The 21812-nt window shown below is 66.1% G+C and carries 15 protein-coding genes and 2 pseudogenes; 9 read left to right on the forward strand and 8 right to left on the reverse strand.

The window, feature by feature from the left end; translation table 11 throughout:
• On the reverse strand, positions 1 to 941 hold a 941-nt coding region (locus tag BLA15945_RS38110), incomplete at its 3' end, for a hypothetical protein (RefSeq protein ID WP_455578879.1).
• A gap of 253 nt (positions 942 to 1194) precedes the next feature.
• On the opposite strand from BLA15945_RS38110, the pseudogene BLA15945_RS31025 reads away from it, so the two are divergent.
• The 7 genes and pseudogenes from BLA15945_RS31025 to BLA15945_RS31055 form a co-directional block, all read left to right on the forward strand.
• Positions 1195 to 3807, forward strand: a pseudogene (locus BLA15945_RS31025) (YadA family autotransporter adhesin); the annotation flags it as partial.
• Positions 3808 to 3928: 121 nt separating this feature from the next.
• On the forward strand, positions 3929 to 4591 hold the full coding sequence (locus BLA15945_RS31030; protein ID WP_059239026.1) for an OmpA family protein: 663 nt from the start codon (positions 3929 to 3931) through the stop codon (positions 4589 to 4591).
• Between the two features lie 392 nt (positions 4592 to 4983).
• Positions 4984 to 6129, forward strand: coding sequence for a DUF2827 domain-containing protein (locus tag BLA15945_RS31035; RefSeq protein WP_174994173.1), 1146 nt, complete (start codon positions 4984 to 4986; stop codon positions 6127 to 6129).
• Between the two features lie 14 nt (positions 6130 to 6143).
• The gene (locus BLA15945_RS31040) at positions 6144 to 7298 is read left to right on the forward strand and encodes a DUF2827 domain-containing protein (RefSeq protein ID WP_059239022.1); all 1155 of its coding nucleotides are present in this window, start codon (positions 6144 to 6146) and stop codon (positions 7296 to 7298) included.
• Positions 7299 to 7386: 88 nt separating this feature from the next.
• Positions 7387 to 7521, forward strand: a pseudogene (locus BLA15945_RS31045) (DUF4019 domain-containing protein); the annotation flags it as partial.
• A 31-nt stretch (positions 7522 to 7552) separates the two neighbouring features.
• A complete protein-coding gene (locus BLA15945_RS31050) occupies positions 7553 to 8689 on the forward strand; it encodes a DUF2827 family protein (RefSeq protein ID WP_174994175.1) in 1137 nt (378 codons plus the stop codon).
• Between the two features lie 24 nt (positions 8690 to 8713).
• A complete protein-coding gene (locus BLA15945_RS31055; protein ID WP_174994176.1) occupies positions 8714 to 10696 on the forward strand; it encodes an FkbM family methyltransferase in 1983 nt (660 codons plus the stop codon).
• Positions 10697 to 10715: 19 nt separating this feature from the next.
• Here BLA15945_RS31055 and BLA15945_RS31060 read toward each other — a convergent pair whose 3' ends face one another.
• From BLA15945_RS31060 to BLA15945_RS31070, 3 genes are all read right to left on the reverse strand, one after another.
• Entirely contained in the window at positions 10716 to 11132 is a 417-nt protein-coding gene (locus BLA15945_RS31060) for a hypothetical protein (RefSeq protein WP_059240905.1), read from the reverse strand.
• Positions 11133 to 11203: 71 nt separating this feature from the next.
• A complete protein-coding gene (locus BLA15945_RS31065) occupies positions 11204 to 12007 on the reverse strand; it encodes an EAL domain-containing protein (RefSeq protein WP_059239013.1) in 804 nt (267 codons plus the stop codon).
• Between the two features lie 788 nt (positions 12008 to 12795).
• The gene (locus tag BLA15945_RS31070; RefSeq protein ID WP_059239011.1) at positions 12796 to 13938 is read right to left on the reverse strand and encodes a DUF2827 domain-containing protein; all 1143 of its coding nucleotides are present in this window, start codon (positions 13936 to 13938) and stop codon (positions 12796 to 12798) included.
• 278 nt (positions 13939 to 14216) lie between these two features.
• On the opposite strand from BLA15945_RS31070, the gene BLA15945_RS31075 reads away from it, so the two are divergent.
• A complete protein-coding gene (locus tag BLA15945_RS31075) occupies positions 14217 to 14912 on the forward strand; it encodes a class I SAM-dependent methyltransferase (protein WP_174994177.1) in 696 nt (231 codons plus the stop codon).
• Entirely contained in the window at positions 14909 to 16231 is a 1323-nt protein-coding gene (locus tag BLA15945_RS31080) for a glycosyltransferase family protein (RefSeq protein WP_174994178.1), read from the forward strand. Before BLA15945_RS31075 ends, BLA15945_RS31080 begins: the two co-directional genes overlap by 4 nt.
• A gap of 82 nt (positions 16232 to 16313) precedes the next feature.
• Here the strand turns inward: BLA15945_RS31080 and BLA15945_RS31085 are convergent, their stop codons facing one another.
• From BLA15945_RS31085 to BLA15945_RS31100, 4 genes are all read right to left on the reverse strand, one after another.
• Entirely contained in the window at positions 16314 to 18428 is a 2115-nt protein-coding gene (locus BLA15945_RS31085) for a phosphocholine-specific phospholipase C (protein ID WP_174994179.1), read from the reverse strand.
• A gap of 42 nt (positions 18429 to 18470) precedes the next feature.
• Positions 18471 to 18674 carry a hypothetical protein gene (locus BLA15945_RS31090; RefSeq protein ID WP_034190574.1) on the reverse strand — a complete coding sequence of 68 codons (204 nt, stop codon included), beginning with the start codon at positions 18672 to 18674 and terminating at the stop codon, positions 18471 to 18473.
• Positions 18675 to 18991: 317 nt separating this feature from the next.
• Positions 18992 to 20986: an acetyl-CoA carboxylase biotin carboxylase subunit gene (locus BLA15945_RS31095; RefSeq protein ID WP_174994180.1), complete on the reverse strand. Its 1995-nt coding sequence runs from the start codon at positions 20984 to 20986 to the stop codon at positions 18992 to 18994.
• Positions 20987 to 21022: 36 nt separating this feature from the next.
• Entirely contained in the window at positions 21023 to 21808 is a 786-nt protein-coding gene (locus tag BLA15945_RS31100; protein ID WP_059239001.1) for an enoyl-CoA hydratase/isomerase family protein, read from the reverse strand.
• Positions 21809 to 21812 lie beyond the last annotated feature (4 nt).

Raw genomic sequence — 21812 nt, forward strand, 5'->3', positions numbered from 1 at the left:
TCGTCGGCAAATAGCTCGATCACCTCGCTGTCGACTTCGACCTCGACGGGTCTGTCCTCGGCTAACAGCTCGATCACCTCGCTGTCGACTTCGACTTCGACCGGCCTCTCGTCGGCAAACAGCTCGATCACCTCGCTGTCGACTTCGACTTCGACCGGCCTGTCGTCGGCTAACAGCTCGATCACGTCGTTGTCGACTTCGACGTCGACCGGCCTGTCGTCGGCCAACAGCTCGATCACGTCCCTGTCGACCTCGACCTCGACCGGTCTGTCGTCGGCTAACAGCTCGATCACCTCGCTGTCGACTTCGACTTCGACCGGCCTGTCGTCGGCTAACAGCTCGATCACGTCGTTGTCGACTTCGACGTCGACCGGCCTGTCGTCGGCAAACAGCTCGATCACGTCCCTGTCGACCTCGACTTCGACCGGCCTCTCGTCGGCAAATAGCTCGATCACGTCGCTGTCGACTTCGACCTCGACGGGTCTGTCCTCGGCTAACAGCTCGATCACCTCGCTGTCGACTTCGACTTCGACCGGCCTCTCGTCGGCAAACAGCTCGATCACCTCGCTGTCGACTTCGACTTCGACCGGCCTGTCGTCGGCTAACAGCTCGATCACGTCGTTGTCGACTTCGACCTCGACAGGTCTGTCGTCGGCAAACAGCTCGATCACGTCGCTGTCGACTTCGACCTCGACCGGCCTGTCGTCGGCTAACAGCTCGATCACCTCGCTGTCGACCTCGACCTCGACCGGTCTGTCGTCGGCTAACAGCTCGATCACCTCGCTGTCGACTTCGACTTCGACCGGCCTGTCGTCGGCTAACAGCTCGATCACGTCGTTGTCGACTTCGACGTCGACCGGCCTGTCGTCGGCCAACAGCTCGATCACGTCCCTGTCGACGTCGACCTCGACCGGCTTGTCGTCGGCCAATAGCTCGATCACGTCCCTGTCGACCTCGACTTCGACCGGCCTCTCGTCGGCTAACAGCTCGATCACGTCCCTGTCGACCTCGACTTCGACGGGTCTGTCGTCGGCAAATAGCTCGATCACCTCGCTGTCGACCTCGACTTCGACCGGCCTCTCGTCGGCAAATAGCTCGATCACGTCGCTGTCGACTTCGACCTCGACGGGTCTGTCCTCGGCTAACAGCTCGATCACGTCGCTGTCGACCTCGACTTCGACCGGCCTCTCGTCGGCGAATAGCTCGATCACCTCGCTGTCGACGTCGACCTCGACCGGCTTGTCGTCGGCAAATAGCTCGATCACGTCGTTGTCGACTTCGACCTCGACTGGCCTCTCGTCGGCGAATAGCTCGATCACCTCGCTGTCGACCTCGACTTCGACGGGTCTGTCGTCGGCCAACAGCTCGATCACGTCGCTGTCGACGTCGACCTCGACCGGCCTCTCGTCGGCGAATAGCTCGATCACCTCGCTGTCGACCTCGACTTCGACCGGCCTCTCGTCGGCAAATAGCTCGATCACGTCGTTGTCCACCTCGACGTCGACCGGCCTCTCGTCGGCCAACAGCTCGATCACGTCCCTGTCGACTTCGACCTCGACGGGCCTCTCGTCGGCGAATAGCTCGATCACGTCGCTGTCGACTTCGACCTCGACGGGTCTCTCGTCGGCAAATAGCTCGATCACGTCCCTGTCGACCTCGACCTCGACTGGCCTCTCGTCGGCGAATAGCTCGATCACGTCGCTGTCGACCTCGACTTCGACGGGCCTCTCGTCGGCAAATAGCTCGATCACGTCCCTGTCGACCTCGACCTCGACTGGCCTGTCGTCGGCCAATAGCTCGATCACCTCGCTGTCGACTTCGACCTCGACCGGCCTCTCGTCGGCCAACAGCTCGATCACGTCGCTGTCGACCTCGACCTCGACTGGCATCACCTCGCTGTCGACCGGTTTGAGCTCGACCAACAGCGCGGTCACGTCGCTGTCGACCTCGACCTCGACGGGCCTCTCGTCGGCCACCAGCTCGATCACGTCCCTGTCCACCTCGACATCGACGGGCATCAGCTCGCTGTCCACTGGCCTGAGCAGCACGGACAGCACAATCGTGTCGCTGTCGACCTCGACGTCGACCGGCATCGGCTCGCTGTCCACCGGCCTGAGCAGCACGAACAGCTCGGTGTCGTCGCTGTCCACCTCGACCTCGACCGCGATCAACGCCGCGAAGACGCACTACTACAGCGTCAACGACAACGGCGTGCAGCAAAGCAACTACAACAACGACGGCGCAACGGGCACCAACGCCCTCGCTGCCGGCGTGAACGCCAGCGCAGCGGGCGCCAGCAGCGTGGCAGTCGGCGACGGCTCGAACGCGCAGACGGCAGGCGCGGTCGCAATCGGCCAGAACGCATCGGCAACGGGCGGCAAGGCCGTATCGATCGGCTCCGGCAACACCGCGTCCGGCGACGGTGCAGTCGCGATCGGCGACCCGAGCATCGCGACGGGTACCGGCGCAGTGGCAATGGGCGCAAACGACACGGCGACCGGCAACGGCGCAGTGGCGCTCGGCAACGCGAACACGGCAAACGGCGCCAGCGCGCTCGCCCTCGGCAGCTCGAACCAGGCCACCGCGGACAACACGATCGCACTCGGCAACGGGTCGGTAGCCAGCGCGGCCAACGCACAGGCCTTCGGCGCGGGTGCAACGGCAAGCGGCGCAGGCGCACTGGCCTTCGGGTCGGGCGCAACGGCCAACGTGGCGAACTCCGTCGCGATCGGCATGAACTCGGTCACGGCTCCCGCCGTCGGTACGTCCAGCGCCGTGATCGGCGGCGTGACGTACTTCTTCGCGGGCAGCTCGCCGGTCGGTCCGCTGAGCGTCGGCGCACCGGGCCAGGAACGCCAGATCACGAACGTCGCCGCCGGCCGGATCTCGGCCAGCAGCACGGACGCGATCAACGGCAGCCAGCTGAACGCGACGAACACCGCGATCAACACGCTGTCCACGTCCACCGCGTCGAACGTCGCGTCGCTGTCGACCGGCATCAACTCGCTGTCGACCGGCCTGAGCGCGACGAACAGCTCGGTGTCGTCGCTGTCCACGTCGACGTCGACCGCGATCAACTCGCTGTCGACGGGCCTGAGCACGACGAACAGCAACGTCAACTCGCTGTCGACGTCGACCTCGACGGGCATCGGTTCGCTGTCCACCGGCCTGAGCACGACGAACAGCAACGTGGCCTCGCTGTCGACCGGCGTGACGAACATCAACAACCAGTTGAACCAGTTGTCGACGTCGATCAACAACAACCAGACGCGTGCGGCGAACAACAACGGCATCGCAGCCGACATGAACGGCAAGGGCACCGACGTCCCGACCGTCACCGCCGGCTCGAACTCGGTGGCGATCGGTGCGAATTCGACCAACAGCAACCGCTCGAATGTCGTCTCGGTCGGCAACGACACGGAGCAGCGCCAGATCATCAACGTCGCGCCGGGTACGCAAGGCACCGACGCGGTGAACGTGAACCAGCTGACGCAGGTGCAGACGACGCTGTCGACGGCACTGTCGGGCCAGCAGGCGCAGATCAACTCGCTGGGTTCGCAACTGCAGCAGACCGACCAGATGGCGAAGCAGGGTATCGCGGCCGTCGGCGCGATGGCATCGATCCCGCAGCTCGATCGCGACGCCAACTTCGGGATGGGCGTGGGCACGTCGACCTTCCTCGGCCAGAAGGCCATGGCGGTCAACATGCAGGCGCGCATCACGGAGAACCTGAAGGCGTCGATCAACGGCGGTTTCAGCGGCGGTCAGAAGGTGATCGGCGCCGGCATGCTGTACCAGTGGAAGTAACGCGTCGCGCCGCCCGGCCGTCCGGCTCGCCAGCCGGACGGCCCGCGGCTCCGACAGCAGGACGAGCCCGCCGCGCACCGCGTGGCGGGCCTCGGTCAACCCAAGCTTTAAGGACGTCACCGTGAACAAACTCGCTCTTGCGCTCGCGCTTTCCGCAACGGCCCTCGCCGCGTGCTCGACCGCATCCGGCCCGACCTTCAGCGCCTCCGAACTGCAGCCGCGCGATGGCGTGCGCACCTTCCAGGTGGACTGCCACGGCCTGCTGTCGGGCCCGCAGACCTGCATGAAGGCCGCCCGCAAGATCTGCGGCGACCAGCCCGTGCGCGCCGTCGACTCGGCCCGCGCGCTGCGCGACAAATCCGATCCCGCGACGCTGGTCTTCCAGTGCGGCGCGGCGCCCGCCGAAGCGGCCTCGGCCGCCGCGCCAGCCGCCGCGGTCGTCGAACAGGTGAACCTGTCGGGCGACGCGCTGTTCGCCACCGACCACGCGACGCTCACGCCGACCGCGCGCGAATCGCTCGACCGTCTGCTGAGCGAGCGCGCCGACCATACGTACTCTCAAGTGACGGTCACCGGCTTTACGGATTCGGTGGGCAGCGACGACTACAACCTCGCGCTGTCGAAACGCCGCGCCGAGTCCGTCGCCGCGTACCTGAAGGCGCACGGTCTGAAGACTGACTCGATCACGGTTTCAGGCCGCGGCAAGGCCGATCCGGTCGCGTCGAACGACACGCCGGAAGGCCGCGCCAGCAACCGCCGCGTCGAAATCCGGCTGCAGCACTGAGCCACCGGCGGCCACGCCTGTGGCCGCCCCCTCCGGCAGGCCGCCCGTGCCGCGCCGGAATTCCGCCGGACAACCGGGCGCCGCTTCGCCGGCGCCCGTTCCCGTTGGCCGGCGGCTATGTCAAAGTTCGTCACGTCCTGCCAAAACCGGCGGTTTCCATGCCACAATCGCCGCAGACAGTCGCCGGTGCAGCCTGCCCGGCTCGCGCGCCGTGCCAGGCGTGCCCGGCGACACGCCGGAATCCGGCTGCCGCCCTCGCGAATCACGTCGCCCGATTCGCCCGCCGCGGCGCTCCGGCGCGAATCCAACCATGACAATCCACGGCGCGCCGCTTCCGGGCCAGACGCTCGACGCGATGCCCGGACGCACGACGCCGCAGAGGAAACCAACCGGTGACGGACATCAATGAAGCCGCCGCGGGCGGCACCCGCAAGCAACGGCCGGCGGTCGGCATCTCGCTGTTTGCGCGCGACGGCCAGGCGATCTGGGAAAACGGCATTCACCAGAACATCGCGTTCCTCGCGATGATGCTCAAGCGCTCGGATCGCGTCGGCCCCGTCTATTTCCTGAACGGCGGCGACGCCAACGCGCTGCCGGCCGGCCTCGAACTCGACGGCCTCGACATCCCGCTCGTGAAACCCTCCGATGTCACGCACGAACTCGACGTCGTGATCGAAATGGGCGCGCAATTGCCGGTCGAATGGCTCAGACACATGAAGGCGCTCGGCAAGAAGACCGCCGCGTTCTTCTGCGGGCACGTCTATGCGGGTCTGTGCGAAACGCCGATCTTCGGGAAACCGTCGGGACACGTGTTCAACGGCGCCCCGTTCGACGAAGTGTGGCTGCTGCCGCAATACGACAAGACCGCCGCACCGATGCTGCAAACGATCCTGCGCGCCCCCGTCCACCTGATGCCGCACATCTGGTCGCCGTACTTCCTCGAGCGCCGCGTGGCCGCGCTCGCCGGCGAAGGCGCGACGTTCGGCTATCGGCCGGGCCGCCGTCCGTGGCACCTCGCGATGCTCGAGCCGAATATCTCGGTCGCCAAGTCCTGCCACTACCCGATGCTCGCGTGCGACGAGTTCTACCGCGCGCGGCCGGATGCGGTGCAGCACATGTTCGTGGTCAACTCGATGCACATGAAGGAACATCCGACTTTCGTGCACTTCGCGAACAGCCTCGATCTGGTGCGCCAGCACAAGGCGACGTTCGAGCCGCGCATCGACCTGCCCGGCTTCATGGCGCGTCACGCGGATGCGGTCGTGTCGCACCACTGGGAAAACGGGCAGAACTATCTGTATTACGACGTGCTGTACGGCGGCTATCCGCTGATCCACAACTCGACGCTGCTCGGCGACGCCGGCTATTACTACCCGGACTTCGACTCGGCCGCCGGCGGCCGCGCACTGCTCGAAGCGTGGCTGCATCACGACGAACGCCTCGACGACTACCGCGCGAAAGCGGGCCGGCTGCTGCAGTCGGTCTCGATCGACAACCCCGCGAACCTCGACGCGTTCGTCTCGCGTCTGGTCGCCTGAACCGGAGAATACGCATGTCGGACTCCAATGCCCGTCAAGCGCCCGGCGAGGGCAAGCGTCTCGTCGTCGGCGTGTCGCTGTTCGTCCGCGGCGCCGGCCAGTCGCTGTGGGAAAACGGCATTTTCCAGAACTGCCTGCTGCTGATCCTGCTGCTGCGCCAGTCGCCGCTCGTCGCGGAAGCCGTGATGGTGAACGGCGGCGAGCAGGTCGCCGATCCGCAGATGATGCTCGGCGAGTGGAACGTGCCGCTGCTGTCGATGGACGAAGCGCTGGAACGCTGCGACGTGCTGATCGAAATGAGCGCGCAGTTCGGCGCCGATTACCTGCGCGCCTTCCGCGAACGCGGCGGCAAGGTCGTCACGATGCGGGTCGGCAACGACTACGTGATCGACATCGAACGCGCGATGTTCAACAAACCGTCGGGCTTCCTGTTCTCGGGGGCGCCGTACGATGCGGTGTGGACGATTCCCGAGTTCGAGCGCTCGTGCCTGCACTATTACCAGACCGGCCTGCGCGCGCCCGTCACGATCGTCCCGCACATCTGGCATCCGATGCTGTTCGACAAGGCGCGCGCGACGCTCGGCGCCGGCCTGACGTTCGGTTATCAGCCCGGCAAGCCGCGCTGGCGCGTGACGATGTTCGAGCCGAACATCTGCATGGTGAAGACCAGCATCATCCCGATGCTGGTCACGGAGGAGGCCTACCGCGCGAATCCGGGATTCCTCGAGTTCGTGCGCGTGTGCAACACGATCCACCTGAAGGATCACACGACGTTCATCCACTTCGCGAAGAGCCTCGACATCGTCGAACACGGCATCACGACGTTCGAAAGCCGCTATGCGGTGTACGAGTTCATGGCCGCATACGGCGATGCGGTGGTGTCGCACACGTGGGAGAACGCGCAGAACTACCTGTACTACGAGCTGCTGTACGGCGACTATCCGCTGATCCACAACTCGCCGTTCCTCGGCAAGGCCGGGTATTTCTATCCGGACTTCGACTGCCAGGCAGGCGGCCGTGCGCTGCTGCAGGCGTTCACCGAACACGATGCGAATCTCGACGCGTACCGCGAGCAGTCGAAACACGTGCTCGACTCGGTCAGTATCTACAACCCCGAGAACGTCGCGGCCTACACCGACGCAATCGCCTCCCTCTATCGCGACGCGTGACGCGCAGCCCTCTCCGGATTCGGACATGAACGCCCGCCCGCCCCTCGCCCGCGCCAAATGGCCGATCGGCTGCGCCGTCGCTTCGATCGCGAACGTCGACTACGCGACGACGCTGACGAACGGCGCCACGGTGTTCGAGAAGCCGAGCTTCCGCCTCGAAGGCGACGGTCGCTGGCGCCTGACGGGCTATGTGTCGCGCCAGTCGCAGAATTTCGCGCAATAACGCGCGCCGCCCACCCCACGGAGCCGATCCGATGAAACTCAATGTCGCGATAACGATGAACGTGCAGCGCGACGCGACGCAGTCGATCTGGTACAACGGCGCGAACCAGCACTGCGTGTACCTGTACATGCTGCTGAAGCAGTCGCCGCTGATCGGGGAAGTCTGGCTCGCGCACGACAACGGCATCACCGAGTATCCGCCGGCGATGATGCTGGACGCGTTCGGCGACGCGCTGCGGCCGCTGTCGGACGTCGTCCACCAGACCGACCTGCTGATCGAGATGAACGCGTTCATCGATCCGTCGCACACGGACGTCGTGCGCCAGCGCGGCGGCAAATGCGTGTCGTACCGCTTCGGTAACGATTACGTGATCGCGGTCGAGACGATCAACTTCGAGAAGAACAACTGGCGGCCGAACCCGCACCGCGTGCAGTTCGACGAAATCTGGACCAACCCGCAGCACATGCACACGTGCGGGGCCTATTTCCAGGCCGTGTATCGTGCACCGGTGATCGAGCTGCCGCACATCTGGTCGCCGTATTTCATCGAGCGCAGCCTCGACGCCGATCCCGAGCTGAAGGCGCGCTTCGGTTACCGCAATCACGGGCCGGCCAAACGCATCGCGTTCTTCGAACCGAACCTGAACGTCGTGAAGAGCGCGATCGTGCCGATGCTCGCCGCGAACGCGTGCTACGTCGAGCACCCTGAGCTCGTCGAGCACGTGTACATGACCAACACGTTCGACAAGAAGGAGAACGTCGCCTTCAAGCATCTCGCGCTCGGGCTCGAGATGGTGCGCGACGGCAAGGCAACCGCCGACGTGCGCGCCCCGTTCATCGCGTGGGCCGCGCATCACACCGACATCGTCGTGTCGCACCACTGGGAAAACGGCCTCAACTACCTGCTGTACGACGCGCTGTACGGCAACTACCCGCTCGTGCACAACTCGCCGTTCCTGCGCGACGTCGGCTATTACTATCCGGACTTCGAGATCTTCGATGCGGCGCGCGCGATCGCGACCGCCGCGCAGACGCACGACGCGCGGCTCGACGACTACGCGGCAGCTGCCCGCCGCTGCCTGCACCAGGTCGACACGCTCGCCGAACACAACGTCCACGCGTATTCCGCGCAGATCCAGCACCTGTTCGCCGACCGCTCGCTTGGCTGACCACCTTCGCACACGCCCCCGCCCATGAATCAGACCGTCCGCAATTTCGTCGTGATCGATTCGATCCACGGCCCGTTCGTCATCAACCGGCATTGCGCACTGCAGGCGGAGGCGCTGATCAAGACAGGCCGGCCGCATATCCAGGGCGAACTCGACACGATCCTGCACGTGATCGATCAATTGCCCGACGGTGCAATCGCAGTGGACGGCGGTGCGAACGCAGGGCTCGTGTGCGTGCCGGTCGCGCACCGGCTGCGCGAGCGCGGCGGCCGCGTCTATGCGTTCGAGCCGCAACGCACGCTGTTCCACGCGCTCGGCGGCACCGTCGCGCTCAACCAGCTCGACAATCTCCATCTGCTGAACATGGGGCTTGCGGCCGCCAACGGCACGATGAAGGTGCCCGACGTCGATTACGGTCAGGATGCCGACTTCGGGCAGGTTTCGCTCGTCGACACGCAAGCGTCGGGCGGCACGCCGACGCCGGTCGTCAGGCTCGATTCGCTCGGCCTGCCGCGGCTGGATTTCCTGAAGCTCGACATCGAAGGGATGGAAATCGACGCGCTGCATGGCGCGCGCCAACTGATCGAAACGCATCTGCCGTGGTGCTGGATCGAATACTGGAAAGTCGGCGAAGCGCCGATCATCGACACGTTCGCCGGTCTGGACTACACGTTCTACCGGATCGACGGGCTGAACATGCTGTGCGTGCCGAACCCGCGCTGGGACCGGCAGCGCCTGCTGATCTCGGGCGAGCCGCTCACCGTCGGATCGACGGCCGAAAACGGCGCAGATGCCGCGGCGGCCGCGCCCGCGGATGCCGACGCGCCGGAAACGAACTGGAACCGCGCGCTCGACCACGAATCGCGCGGCGAGTGGGGACACGCGATCGATCGCTGGCAACGCGCGCGCGGCCGCGGGCTCGACGACGAAGCGATCGCGCTGCAGCTGGCGTCATGCTACGGCTTCGCCGGTGCGCCCGAGGCCGGGCTCGCGGCGCTCGACCATTTCGGCGATCCGGCCGCGCTGCCCGATGCCGCGCGCGGGCGCATCGAACTGGCGCGCTCGGCGCTGCTGCTGCGCGCCGGCCGGCGCGACGAAGCCGCGCGCGCCACCATCGCCAGTGAAAACGTGCTGACAGCCGCACAGTTCGGGCTGCCGACAGCGCAGCTCTACCTGGGCCAGCCGTTGCATGGCAAGCGGCTGCTCGTGCTCAGCTACGGCGGCGTCGGCGACCAGCTTCAGTACGCGCGCTACCTGCATGCGCTCGACGCGCTCGGCTGCGCCAGCGTGACCGTCGTCGTGCCCGACGCGCTGACGGGCCTGCTGCGCCAGACGTTCCCGCGCATCGAATTCATCGGCGCGCACGGCGCGTGGGTCGACACGTCGCAGATCGCGCACGACTACTGGTGCTCGTTCCTGATGCTCGCCGCGCAGTTCGGCTACGCGCCGACGCCGGAAGGCGTGCCGGCCGCCTACCTGACGTGCCCGCCCGCGCATGCGGACGCATGGCGCGAGCGCGTGTCGCGCGACGGCCATACGCCCGGCACGCGCCGCATCGGGCTCAACTGGCGCGGGCGCGACGAAAGCGACGCGCGCTTCCATCGCGCGGCCAGCCTGCGCGACTTCGCGCCGCTTGCCCGGATGCACGGCTACGCCGCGTACTGCCTCAACCGCGACCTGTCCGCGCAGTCCGAGCAATCGGACCTGCCGGTCACCTTCCCGCATCAAGCGATCGGCGATTTCAGCGATCTGGCGGGGCTGATGCTTGCAATGGACGCCGTGGTGACCACCTGCACCGCGCACATCCACCTCGCCGGCGCGCTCGGCGTGCCGGCCGTGCTGCTGCTCAGCCCGAAAGCGGACGCACGCTGGGAAACCGGTTCGCGCACCGCGCTCTACCCCGGCATCCGGATCGTGCGCGCCGCGCACGTCGGCCAGTGGGACGATGCGATCGACCGCGCGATGGCGCTCGTGCTCGGCGGTTTCGGCACGGATCGATCGACTTGACGGGCTGCGCGAACAGGCCCTAGACCAGCACCCGGTCGCCGCTTTGCGCGGCGAACACACGGCCGTGCCGCCGCCCCACACGGGCGAGCACGGCGAAACAGCGGGCCGCCAGCCGGCCTGCGCCGCCGGATTGCCTGACGAGACTGTCGGATACGCCGCGCGCGATCGCCGAATCGTCGCCGCACGCGCCGGCGATGACGCCCGCGTAATAGTGCCGGGCCGCCAGTTCGCGGCCGCCCGCGTCGAGCGGATGCATTCGCTGAATGCGGCGCGCGACGGTTTTCAGGCCGTCGAGATAGGCCGCGACGTCGATCGGCGTATCGGTCGATTCGGCGCCCAGCTGCCACAGCATGTCGGCCAGCTCGGCGATCGCGACGAGGTCGCGCGCCTCGGTCGCCTGCGTGCCCGTACCGCCTCCGGCCTTCGTCCCCGCCATGCCCACGCCCCTTTGCGATGCGTCCCGCCACCGGCGCGCATCCCGCGCGCCGCCCCGCCGTTCCCGCGCCATCAGGCTGCGGCCGGCGACCGCCATGTAAAGCGGATGCCCTGCGCCCACGCGACGCCGGCATCCACGATGATCTGCCGGTCGATCTCGCTCTCCACGCCTTCGACGACGACGTGCCGCGCACCTTCATGCGCAAACGCGATCAGCCTGCGAAACTGGTAGCGCCCGATCGCGTTGCGCTTGACCATCGACAGGATCGACCGGTCGAGCTTCACGATGTCGGGATTGCCGACCACCAGATTGTTCAATGCACTGAAACCGACACCGAAATCGTCGATCGCGATCCGGCATCCGGCCTGCCGGAAGCGGTTCACGAACGACCGGCCCGCGACGGGATTCAGCGGCCCCGTCTCCGTGATCTCGACCACCAGCCGCGCCGCGACGGACGGCTCGCGCTCGAGCCGCCTGAAAATCGCCAGCCACGCGTCGTCGACGACCGCGCTCACCGCCGCGACGTTGCAACCGAACACGGCCGCCGGATCGGCCCGCAGCGCGTCGATCGTCCGGCTGACCACCAGCCGGTCGAACCACCGCATCAACCCGAGTGCCTCGAGGCGCGGCAGGAACGTCAGCGGCGGCAGCGCCCCGCTCTCGCCCCACCGCAACCGCGCCAGGCATTCCTGGTACAGCACGCCGCCCGACAAGTCGGACCGGCACACGGGCTCGCGCGCGAATCCGAGCCGGCTTTCCACGAAACTGCGTACCGACGCAAGGTCGGGGTGATCGTCGGGCGAGCCGAACACGAGATCGATTTCGTCGCGATTCGCTTCCCGATTCGCCTCCTGGCGAGCTTCGACCGCATTCATCCGGCGCTCCGGCAAATGGCGAGCCGCCAACGACGGCTCGACCTCAATACACATGCGGAGCGAGCCGACCATGACGCGCTCCGCCGCCTACCCGGCCCATCCTGTTATGTCGATTTTTTCCGGGGAGCGTACTTTTCGCTTCGGCGCGCCGTCAAATTCGATATTTTCAACGATATTCGGTTACTGGAAATACACCATGCGCACGCCGTGCCGACAGTGCGACAGGTTACACAACGCAAATTACAGAACCCCAAAATCGAAAATGTTTATCTTTCTCTTCTAAACAGTTTTATCCGAAACGAATTTTCCGCGATACGCCGATCCCACAAATCGGGAAATTTCCGATTGATCAGATAAATACTGCCCCGCCGAACGTCAGCCATGCCCGTTGTCTCGCCTTGAAACACCGGCCTCTGCACGAACCGCCACCCGCTGAAAACCTGCCGCCGCACCTCATTCGATCATTGCAGCATTCAATTTTCACGTTTCAAACGATATTATTAAATTCCGAAACGGAATCAAGTATCGTTGAATCAATAATAGCAATTCCAATTATATGAAGATTATCGATTGAAACATTTTTAACAATCTTCAAGACTTGTTAACCTATAAAATTAATTCCGACGGACTTCCCTCGGAGCCGTCAATTTCGTGCCTTCGAAAACCGTCGAACCGATCGGGTTCGGCGGTTTCTTTTTTTAACGGCATTATTTCGTCAGACATTAGGGCGGGACAACCCCGATGGCTGCCGGCGGTGCAATCGATGTGCGCCGCGGATAAATCGGGCCTTATGCGGACGTCGCGCCGACCAGATTCGCGAGCAGCGCGTCGTATTCGGCGACGAGCGCCGGATTCGCCGACGTGTAACGACCGAGAATCTCGCGCTGGCGCCGCGTATACGCTTCCCAGTCGTCGTCGTGCGTATGCAGCGCGCGCAGCAGCGCGTCGGCGCCCTGCTGCACGTCGTTGTCCGGATAGTAATAGCCGAGATCGGGGGCCAGGCTCGCGTTGTGCACGAGCGGATAGCCCTGCCAGCACACGTCGAAATAGAAATAGTTCAGCGGGTTCGACCATTGGTGCGACACGACGATGTCGGTCAGGTCGGCCAGGAACAGCGGCGTGTCGAAGCGACCGACGAAGCTCGCCTTGCCCGCGCGCACGATGTCGAGGTAATTCATCAGCATCACGAACTCGGCGCTGTCGTGCGCGAGGCGATCGGCGTTCGTCACGTGCGTGAAGCAGATCGCGTCGGGGTCGCGCCGATACGCTTCGTCGATGATCAGCATCGGATACACGCAGAACTTCACGACGTTGTGGTTCGGCTCCATCACGGTCAGCCGCTTGCCGGGCTCGCTGCGCGGCCGGTATTCGCCGCGCTCGGGCAGCGACTGTGCGCGAGCGCTCAGGAACATCGGATCCCACACGAACGGCACGACGCGCCCCGGGCAGCGGCGCAGCGACTGCAGGAACGGCAGCGACGACGGCGCGATCTGCGGAATCGCCCACACCTCGTCGTAGCCGCGGTTGATGAACAGCGAATCCCACAGCCGGCGGCCGAACAGCATCGACTCCATCGCATTGATGTACTCGACGCCGCAGCAATAGCTGACGAGCTTCGCGCCGCGCGCTTTCAGGTAGGCCGTCTGCTCGCCGTCGATCTGCCCGCCGAGCTCGATCACCACGTCGAGCGCATCCTTCATGTCGGCGAACGCACGCGTGTCGTACACGTTGCGATCCCATGGCAATGCGTCGGTCAGCGGCACGTCGGTCGTGTTGACCAGCGTCACGCGGTAACCGTGTGGCGACGCCATCAGCAGCTTCGCGAGGAACAGCGCGTTCTGCTTGATGCCGTTGATCCACAGGCTTTCGTCGGGGGCACGCAATCCGATCGTGATACCGATGCGCAGGCCGTTCAGGACAGGAGACGTCATCGTCGGCGGGATGGAAGGTTGGATGGGAATGGCATGGCGCAGTGTAGCGCGCGAAGCGCCGCCCGCGTCAAGCGGCGACGGCCAGCCCGGCATTCTAGCGGAGCGCCGGCCGCACACTGTCAGGGATGGTCAGCGCGCGGCCTGGACAGGCCGATCCGCCAGACCGTTATGCGATACTCGTGCCACCCGCTGCATCGCCCGGCGGCCGGTGTTTTCGGGGCATTCGAGCGGGCAACGAACGACCACGCCGCACCACGATTCAAAGAAAGGCTGAAAGAATGAAACACGATGCCGCGCAAGTCTTCCAGACAATCCACGACGAACAGGGGTGGCACTCGGAAGAAAGCGTGTCCGGGTGGGGTTCGGAGCTGAAAAACACCGCGCAGATCATTCGTGAGCTGCCCGGATTGCTGCGCCGCTTCGGCGTGCGTTCGATGCTCGATGCGCCGTGCGGCGATTTCAACTGGATGCGCCATGTCGACCTCGACGGCATCGACTACATCGGCGCCGATATCGTGCAGAACCTCGTGGCGGGCAACCAGGCGACGTGGGCCGCGCCGAACCGCCGGTTCGTGCATCTCGACCTGTTGCAGGATCCGTTGCCGGACGCCGATCTGATCCTCTGCCGCGACTGCCTGTTCCACTTTTCCCATGCGGACGTATTCCGCGCATTCGAGCGTTTCGCCGCGACGAACGCGCGCTACCTGCTGACCACGACCTTCATCTATCGCAGCTATCCGCGCAACGCGGAAATCGCGACCGGCCAGTGGACGCCGATCAACCTCGAAATGCCGCCGTTCGATCTCGCCCCGCCACTGACGCTGATCGTCGAAGGCAGCAACGAATGCATCGTCTACGGAGGCGACCTCGGCACCGTGCCGATGTCCGATCGCTGCCTCGGCCTCTGGAGCATGGAGAGCATTCGCGAACGCGTGCGGCGCAGGCCGCTTCCCGGCGTCCGGAGCGCGCGATGATCGTCCTCAGCCATTTCGGCCAGCACGCGCCCGCCAGCCTCGAGAATCATCGCTGGTACGCACAGCTTCACGGCTATCGTCACGAGATCGTCGATGCGTCCGCGATGCCGCAGGTGCTGCCGTTGCGGCCGCTGCATCGCTATGAATCGCTGCTGCACGTGCTGCGCGGCGCACAGCCCGGCGAACTCGTGCTGCTGCTCGGCGAAGACGCGGCGATCATCGAACCCGTCGCCCTCGATCGCCTGATGGCCGGGCGCGACCTGCTGCTGGTCGACGCGCTCGCGCCGCCGCTGCCGCAGGTCGACGTGCAGATCTGGCGCAACACGCCGGACGTGCGTGCGATCGTGATGCGGCTCGTGCAACGCTGCAAGCTCGGCAGCGAGCCAAGACTGACGTCGGAGGCCGCGCTGTTCGCGGATCTCGACACGCATCGCTACATGGCATTGATCGACGGGCTGTACGCGGTCATGCCGGCCGGCCCCGACCTCGATCCGATGTGGAGCCGCGCCCCGACGTTCGCGATCAGCATCGACGACACGCCGCGCGATCCCGACCGGAAAGGCGCGACGCCGCGTTTCCGCGACACGCTCGTCGCGTACGTCAACGGATGCCGCGCCGCCGGCCGGCCGATGTTCTCGTTCGATCACGATGCGGCGGCCACGCCGGACGAAGCCGACGAGCGCAGCACGTACAACCCCGGCCGCCCGATCGCGGTGATGATGCTCTACACGCCGAACATCGGCAGCTATGCACGCGTCGCCGAACGGAATTTCCGGCGCTACTGCGATGCGCACGGCTACACGCTCTACGTGCATCGCGACATTCCCGCCGAGATCGGGCTGAACGCGACGGGCAACTGGTTCAAGCCGTGGCTGCTGCATGCGTACCTGCAGCATCACGAATGGGTCGTGTGGCTCGATGCGGACGTGCTGATCGCGAACCAGCAGCAACCGCTTGAGCCGCTGCTCGAAGGCCGCGACTGGCTGCTCGCGCAGGACATCGGCCAGTGGGCGTTCAATTCGGGCGTGATGGCGTTCCGCCGCACCGAACGCAACGACACGATGCTGCGCGACCTGATGGCGACGATCGCCGCGCTGCACGACCGGTCGAGCGTCTATGCCAGCGATGGCGACCAGTTGCATTTCATCCGCGCGATGGAGCGCGACGGCCAACTGAACGGCGAAGGCGTGGCCGATCTCGTCAGCTTCAACACGCCCTGGCTGTTCCGCCGCGAGAGCAGCTACATCGTGCATTACTACGGGATGTGGTCCGCGATGCGCGCGCTGATGATGGCGCACGACGACGGGCTGCTGCGCTGACGCCTCGGCGTCAGCATCGAAGCCAGCCGTACGATGCGCCGGCCGGATTCAACCGGCCGGCACATCGTCGGGCCGGCTGACGTCAGACCGGCGTGATCGTCGGCGCCACGGCCGCCGGATCGGTGATGCTGGCCTTGCCGGTTTCGACGTGCCCTGCGATGCGGCGCATCCAGCCGGCATTCCCCGCCACTGCGAACTGCAGGTCGTACCACTGGCTGCTGCACGACAGGTCCCAGTGCGCTTCGACGCGCTGCCCCGCCGGGATCGTCAGCGTGCGCGCCGCGCCGCCGTATGCGACATCGGTCGCCGTGACCGTCAGCGTGCCGGTGCCCGCATTGGCGATCGTCACGTAGACGTCGCCGTTCGCCACGTCGTAGCACGGCGTGATTTCAGGCTTCGCCGTTGCATCCGCTGCGGCCGAACCCGCGAAGCGCCGGAAATAGCCGTTCGGCCCCCACACGCTCACCAGGTAGTTGCCGTTCGCATCGAGCGCCCACGTATCGGTCAGCTGCTTGCCCGCTTCGACCGTATAGCGGCGCGGCATCGCAGTCGGATCGCCCGTATAGACCCAGAAATGCGCGCCCTGCGCGCCCGTGTTCGCGAACGTCACCGCGTAACCTTGCGCCTGCAACTGGCCGGTGACATGCAGTTCGTACGGCAGCGCGCGAGCCGGCCGCGTGCCGGATTCCTGCGCGGTCACGACCTGCTGCGCGGTGCTGGCCGGCGCAGTCTGCGACGACGCGCGCGAGCATTGCAGGTCGGCCTGCGCGACATACGCCTGCGTGTTCGGCAGCGCCGGCAGCGTGGTGTCCGATTTCGAGAAGTCGAGCGCCGACGTCAGGTCGCCGCAGATCGCACGGCGCCACGGCGAGATGTTGGTCTCCATCACGCCGAAGCGCTTCTCGATGAATTGCAGCACCGACGTGTGATCGAAGACTTGCGAGCAGACGAAGCCGCCCTTCGACCACGGCGACACGACGAACATCGGCACGCGCGGGCCGAGGCCGTACGGCAGGTTGTCGGCCGTATACGTGCCGGTCTGCGTGGACGTCACGACGTTGTGCCGCTCGAGCGACACGTCCACCGTGCTCATGCCCGAACCCGGCAGCGTCGGCGCCGACGGCGGCACGACGTGATCGAAGAAGCCGTCGTTCTCGTCGTACATGATCAGCAGGACGGTCTTGCTCCACACCTCCGGGTTGGAGGTGAGCGCATCGAGGATCGTCGACAGGTAGTACGCGCCGTACAGCGGCGTGAACTTCGGATGCTCCGAATACGCGGCGGGCGGCAGCAGCCACGACACCTGCGGCAGCGTGTTGGCCTGCACGTCGGCCTTCAGCTGCGTGATCGGGCGCGTGCTCATCCCGCGCGTCTGCAGCGACGAACCGGCCGGCGCATTCACGAAGTTGTTGAAGCACGCGAGCATGTTCGTGCCGTAGTTGCCGGTGAAATTGTCGAACCCGGTGCCCTGCTGGTAGATCTGCCACGAGATGCCGGCCTTCTCGAGCCGCTCCGGGTAGGTCGTCCAGCTGAAGGGCGGCAACTGGATCTTGTCGAACTGGTTGTCGATGTAGTCGGTGTTGTCGAGCAACGGGCCGCCGCCCGTGCCGAGCGGATCGACCATGCCCGTCATCAGGTACATGCGGTTCGGGTGCGTGTTGCCCGGAATCGAGCAGAAGTAGTTGTCGCACACCGTGAACGCATCCGCGAGCGCGTAATGGAACGGGATGTCGTCGCGGACGTGATAGCCCATCGTCATGTTCGACTTCTGCACGGCCCACTGGTCCGCGCGGCCGTTGTCGATCGCGCCGTGCGTCGTCGCCCACGTATGCGGCAGGCCGCCGATACATTGCGCGTTGACGCCCGGGTTGGTCGTGTCGTAGCGGAACGGCGCGATCACACTCGTCTTGTCCTCCTGCCGCGGCTGGAACCACACCGGCTTGCCGTTCGGCAGCGTGACCGGGAAGCGGTCGTTGTAGCCGCGCACGCCGCTCAGGTGACCGAGATAGTGGTCGAACGAGCGGTTCTCCTGCATGAACACGACGATGTGCTGCACATCCTGGATCGTGCCCGTCACGGAATTCGGCTCGATCGCCAGCGCCTTGCGGATCGACTCGGGAAGCAGTGCGGAGGCGGCGGTCGCGCCGGCGAGGCCGGCGGAGAACTTCAGAAAATCGCGTCGCGAATGGGTGGCCATGCTGGTTGCTCTTGATTGGATTTCTGGTGGAAACGGCCGGTATCAGGAAGCGGGCGAGGATGCCGGTGCAGTGAAACCCGGCGGGCAGTGCATCTGCGCGGTGGCGACGACGGCGCCGCCGCACGCGGCCTTCTGCTGCGCGACGGGCGCGGCGGGTGCAGTCAGGTCGTCGTTGCAGGCGCCGAGGAGTGCGGTCAGCGCGATCAGACCAACGACCGCGAAAGGCCGCAGGGCCGACTTTCGCATAACGGTTCTCCGTGGGGGTGATGACACGACACAGGCGCGGGTGCGCACCGGTCATATCGACGGCGAGATGCTAAGTTCGACTTGTTACACGATGGTGTCGCGTGAAAGCGTAGCGCGAGGTGCGCACGAGCGGTAGCACGCGGCGGTGTGGCGGGAACGGCTGGAAATGTAATGCGATCGAAAGATTCGCACTGCTTCGGCATGTCGATGCGATCGAAGCCGGTCTGATTCGGCAGGGGTCGCGCGGAGAATCGCGACGCGTTTTTTCGCGGGCCGGCAGCCACTGCTGCCGCCCGCTCACGGCGAGAAGGCCCTGCTCAGCCTTCCGCCATCATCAGCAGCTGCGCGCCGTCCGCGACCTGGTCGCCGACGCCGTACAGCACTTCCGCCACGACGCCCGCGCCCGGCGCGCCGATCGTGTGCTCCATCTTCATCGCTTCCATCACGATCAGCGGCGTGCCGGCTTCGACCTTCTGGCCCGGTTCGACCAGCACTGCGATCACCTTGCCCGGCATCGGTGCGGTCAGACGACCGCCGCCCTGCTCCGCATCGCCCGCATGCGCGAGCAGGTTGCGCCATTCGAACGTCTCCGATGCGCCCTGCGTGAACACGTGGAACGTGTCCCCGTCCGCATGCACGCGGCCGCTGCTGCGCACGCCGCCGAGCGTCACGTCGAAATCGAGCGGCGTGGCGCCGCGCGTCCACGCGAACGGTTGTGCGGTTTCGTCACCGGTCGCGATGCGTGCGCCGGCACCGTTGTCCTCATAGGTGACCGTCAGGTCCGCTTCGCGATCGGCCGCATGCCATTCGAGCGTGCGGCGATAGCCGCCGTTCAGCCGCCAGTCCGGCAATGCGCCCCACGGCGACGTACGTTGCGCCGCGCCACGTTCGCGCGCGAGCAGCGCCGCACAGGCGAGCGCAAGCGTCGCGCGCGGCGGCTGTTGCGGCGCGAACAGCGCATCATGGTTGCGCTCGATCAGGCCCGTGTCCAGATCGGCCGTCGCAAACGGCTCGCACGCGACGATCCGCTGCAGGAACGCGGCGTTCGTATGCAGGCCGACCACTTCGCACGCACGCAGTGCACGCAGCATCAGGCCCAGCGCTTCCGCGCGGTCCGCGCCGTGAACGATCAGCTTCGCGATCATCGGATCGTAGAACGGCGTGATCGCATCGCCTTCGCGCACGCCGCTGTCGACGCGCACCGCCGCGCCGATCGAGAACTCGACGCCGGCCGGCAGCCGCAGGTGTTTCAGCGTGCCCGTCGACGGCAGGAAGCCACGCGCCGGATTTTCCGCATAGAGGCGTGCCTCGAGCGCATGGCCCTGCACGCGCAGCTCGTCCTGCTTCAGCGGCAGCGGTTCGCCGGACGCGACGCGCAGTTGCCATTCGACGAGATCGAGCCCCGTGACCATCTCGGTGACCGGATGCTCGACCTGCAGGCGCGTGTTCATCTCCATGAAGTAGAACGCGTCGCCCGTCATGATGAATTCGACGGTGCCCGCGCCGACATAGCCGACCGCGCGCGCGGCCGCGACGGCCGCCTCGCCCATCGCGCGGCGCACGTCGTCGGGCAGGCCCGGCGCCGGCGCTTCCTCGAGCACCTTCTGGTGCCGGCGCTGCACCGAACAGTCGCGGTCGAACAGATACACGGTGTTGCCGTGCGTGTCGCCGAACACCTGCACTTCGACGTGGCGCGGGCGCATCAGGTATTTCTCGATCAGCACGCGGTCGTTGCCGAAGCTGCTCGCGGCTTCGCGCTGGCACGATGCGAGCGCCGCCGGGAAATCGCCGGAGCGCTCGACCACGCGCATCCCCTTGCCGCCACCGCCCGCGCTGGCCTTCAGCAGCACCGGATAACCGATCTCGTCGGCTTCGCGATGCAGGTCGCCCGCATCCTGGCCGTCGCCGTGATAGCCGGGCACGAGCGGCACGGCGGCTGCATGCATCAGCGCCTTCGCGGCGGCCTTCGACCCCATCGCCGCGATCGCATCGACCGGCGGCCCGATGAACACGATGCCGGCCGCTTCGCACGCATGCGCAAAATCTTCGTTCTCCGACAGAAAACCGTAGCCGGGGTGGATCGCCTGTGCGCCGGTCGCGCGTGCGGCTTCGATGATGCGCTCGATGCGCAGGTAGCTGTCTGCCGCGGCCGAGCCGCCGATATGCACGGCTTCGTCGCACGCGGCCACGTGTTTCGCGTTCGCGTCCGCGTCGGAATAGACGGCGACGCTCGCAATCCCGAGACGTTTGCACGTCGCAGCGACGCGGCAGGCGATTTCGCCGCGGTTGGCGATCAGAATCTTGTCGAACATGGCTTCGATGTCGTCCGGAGAGTGGAGGTCACGCGATCATTCACGCCACGACGGCGTGCGCTTTTCGAGGAAGGACGCGATCCCTTCGCGCGCTTCCGCGCCGGCACGGGTTCGCGCGATCCAGTCGGCGGTCTGCTCGATCAGCGTCGCGTCGAGCGGGCGGCCGGCCACGTCGGTGACGAGCTGCTTGCACGCTTTCACCGCGTCGGGACCGTTCGCGACGAGCGTCGCCGCCAGCTTCGCGACCGTTTCGTCGAGCGCATCGGCCGGTACCGCTTCGTGGATGAAGCCGAGCGACGCCGCGCGCGCGCTGTCGAACACCTCGGCCGTCGTGAAGTAGCGGCGCGCGGCGCGCTCGCCCATCGCGCGCACGACGTACGGCGCGATCGTCGCGGGAATCAGCCCCAGCCGCGCTTCCGACAGGCAGAACTTCACGCCGTCGGCGGCAATCGCGATGTCGGCCGCCGCGACGAGGCCCACGCCGCCCGCATACGCGTCGCCATGCACGCGCGCGATCACCGGCTTGCCGCAGCGATGGATCGCCTCGAGCATCCGCGCCAGCTTGCGCGCATCGGCACGGTTCTCGTCGTCCGAGTAACCGGCCATCTTCTTCATCCAGTTCAGGTCCGCACCCGCGCAGAACGCCGCGCCTTCCGCGGCGAGCACGATCGCGCGCACGCCTTCGTGCGCGTCGAGCCATTCGAACGCGGTGGTCAGCTCGGCGATCGTCGTCTCGTTGAACGCGTTGCGCACATCGGGGCGCGCGAGCGTGACGGTCGCCACGCGGCCGGCTTCACTTACCTTGATCGTTTCGTATCGCATCGTT

The organism is Burkholderia arboris (assembly GCF_902499125.1).
Classification (GTDB): Bacteria; Pseudomonadota; Gammaproteobacteria; order Burkholderiales; family Burkholderiaceae; genus Burkholderia; species Burkholderia arboris.

Coding starts and splice junctions, on each gene's coding strand:
- BLA15945_RS31040 (WP_059239022.1), top strand. CDS start 6,144: ATGTCGGACTCCAATGCCCGTCAAGCGCCCGGCGAGGGCAAGCGTCTC.
- BLA15945_RS31050 (WP_174994175.1), top strand. CDS start 7,553: ATGAAACTCAATGTCGCGATAACGATGAACGTGCAGCGCGACGCGACG.
- BLA15945_RS31055 (WP_174994176.1), top strand. CDS start 8,714: ATGAATCAGACCGTCCGCAATTTCGTCGTGATCGATTCGATCCACGGC.
- BLA15945_RS31060 (WP_059240905.1), bottom strand. CDS start 11,132: ATGGCGGGGACGAAGGCCGGAGGCGGTACGGGCACGCAGGCGACCGAG.
- BLA15945_RS31065 (WP_059239013.1), bottom strand. CDS start 12,007: ATGAATGCGGTCGAAGCTCGCCAGGAGGCGAATCGGGAAGCGAATCGC.
- BLA15945_RS31070 (WP_059239011.1), bottom strand. CDS start 13,938: ATGACGTCTCCTGTCCTGAACGGCCTGCGCATCGGTATCACGATCGGA.
- BLA15945_RS31075 (WP_174994177.1), top strand. CDS start 14,217: ATGAAACACGATGCCGCGCAAGTCTTCCAGACAATCCACGACGAACAG.
- BLA15945_RS31080 (WP_174994178.1), top strand. CDS start 14,909: ATGATCGTCCTCAGCCATTTCGGCCAGCACGCGCCCGCCAGCCTCGAG.
- BLA15945_RS31085 (WP_174994179.1), bottom strand. CDS start 18,428: ATGGCCACCCATTCGCGACGCGATTTTCTGAAGTTCTCCGCCGGCCTC.
- BLA15945_RS31090 (WP_034190574.1), bottom strand. CDS start 18,674: ATGCGAAAGTCGGCCCTGCGGCCTTTCGCGGTCGTTGGTCTGATCGCG.
- BLA15945_RS31095 (WP_174994180.1), bottom strand. CDS start 20,986: ATGTTCGACAAGATTCTGATCGCCAACCGCGGCGAAATCGCCTGCCGC.
- BLA15945_RS31100 (WP_059239001.1), bottom strand. CDS start 21,808: ATGCGATACGAAACGATCAAGGTAAGTGAAGCCGGCCGCGTGGCGACC.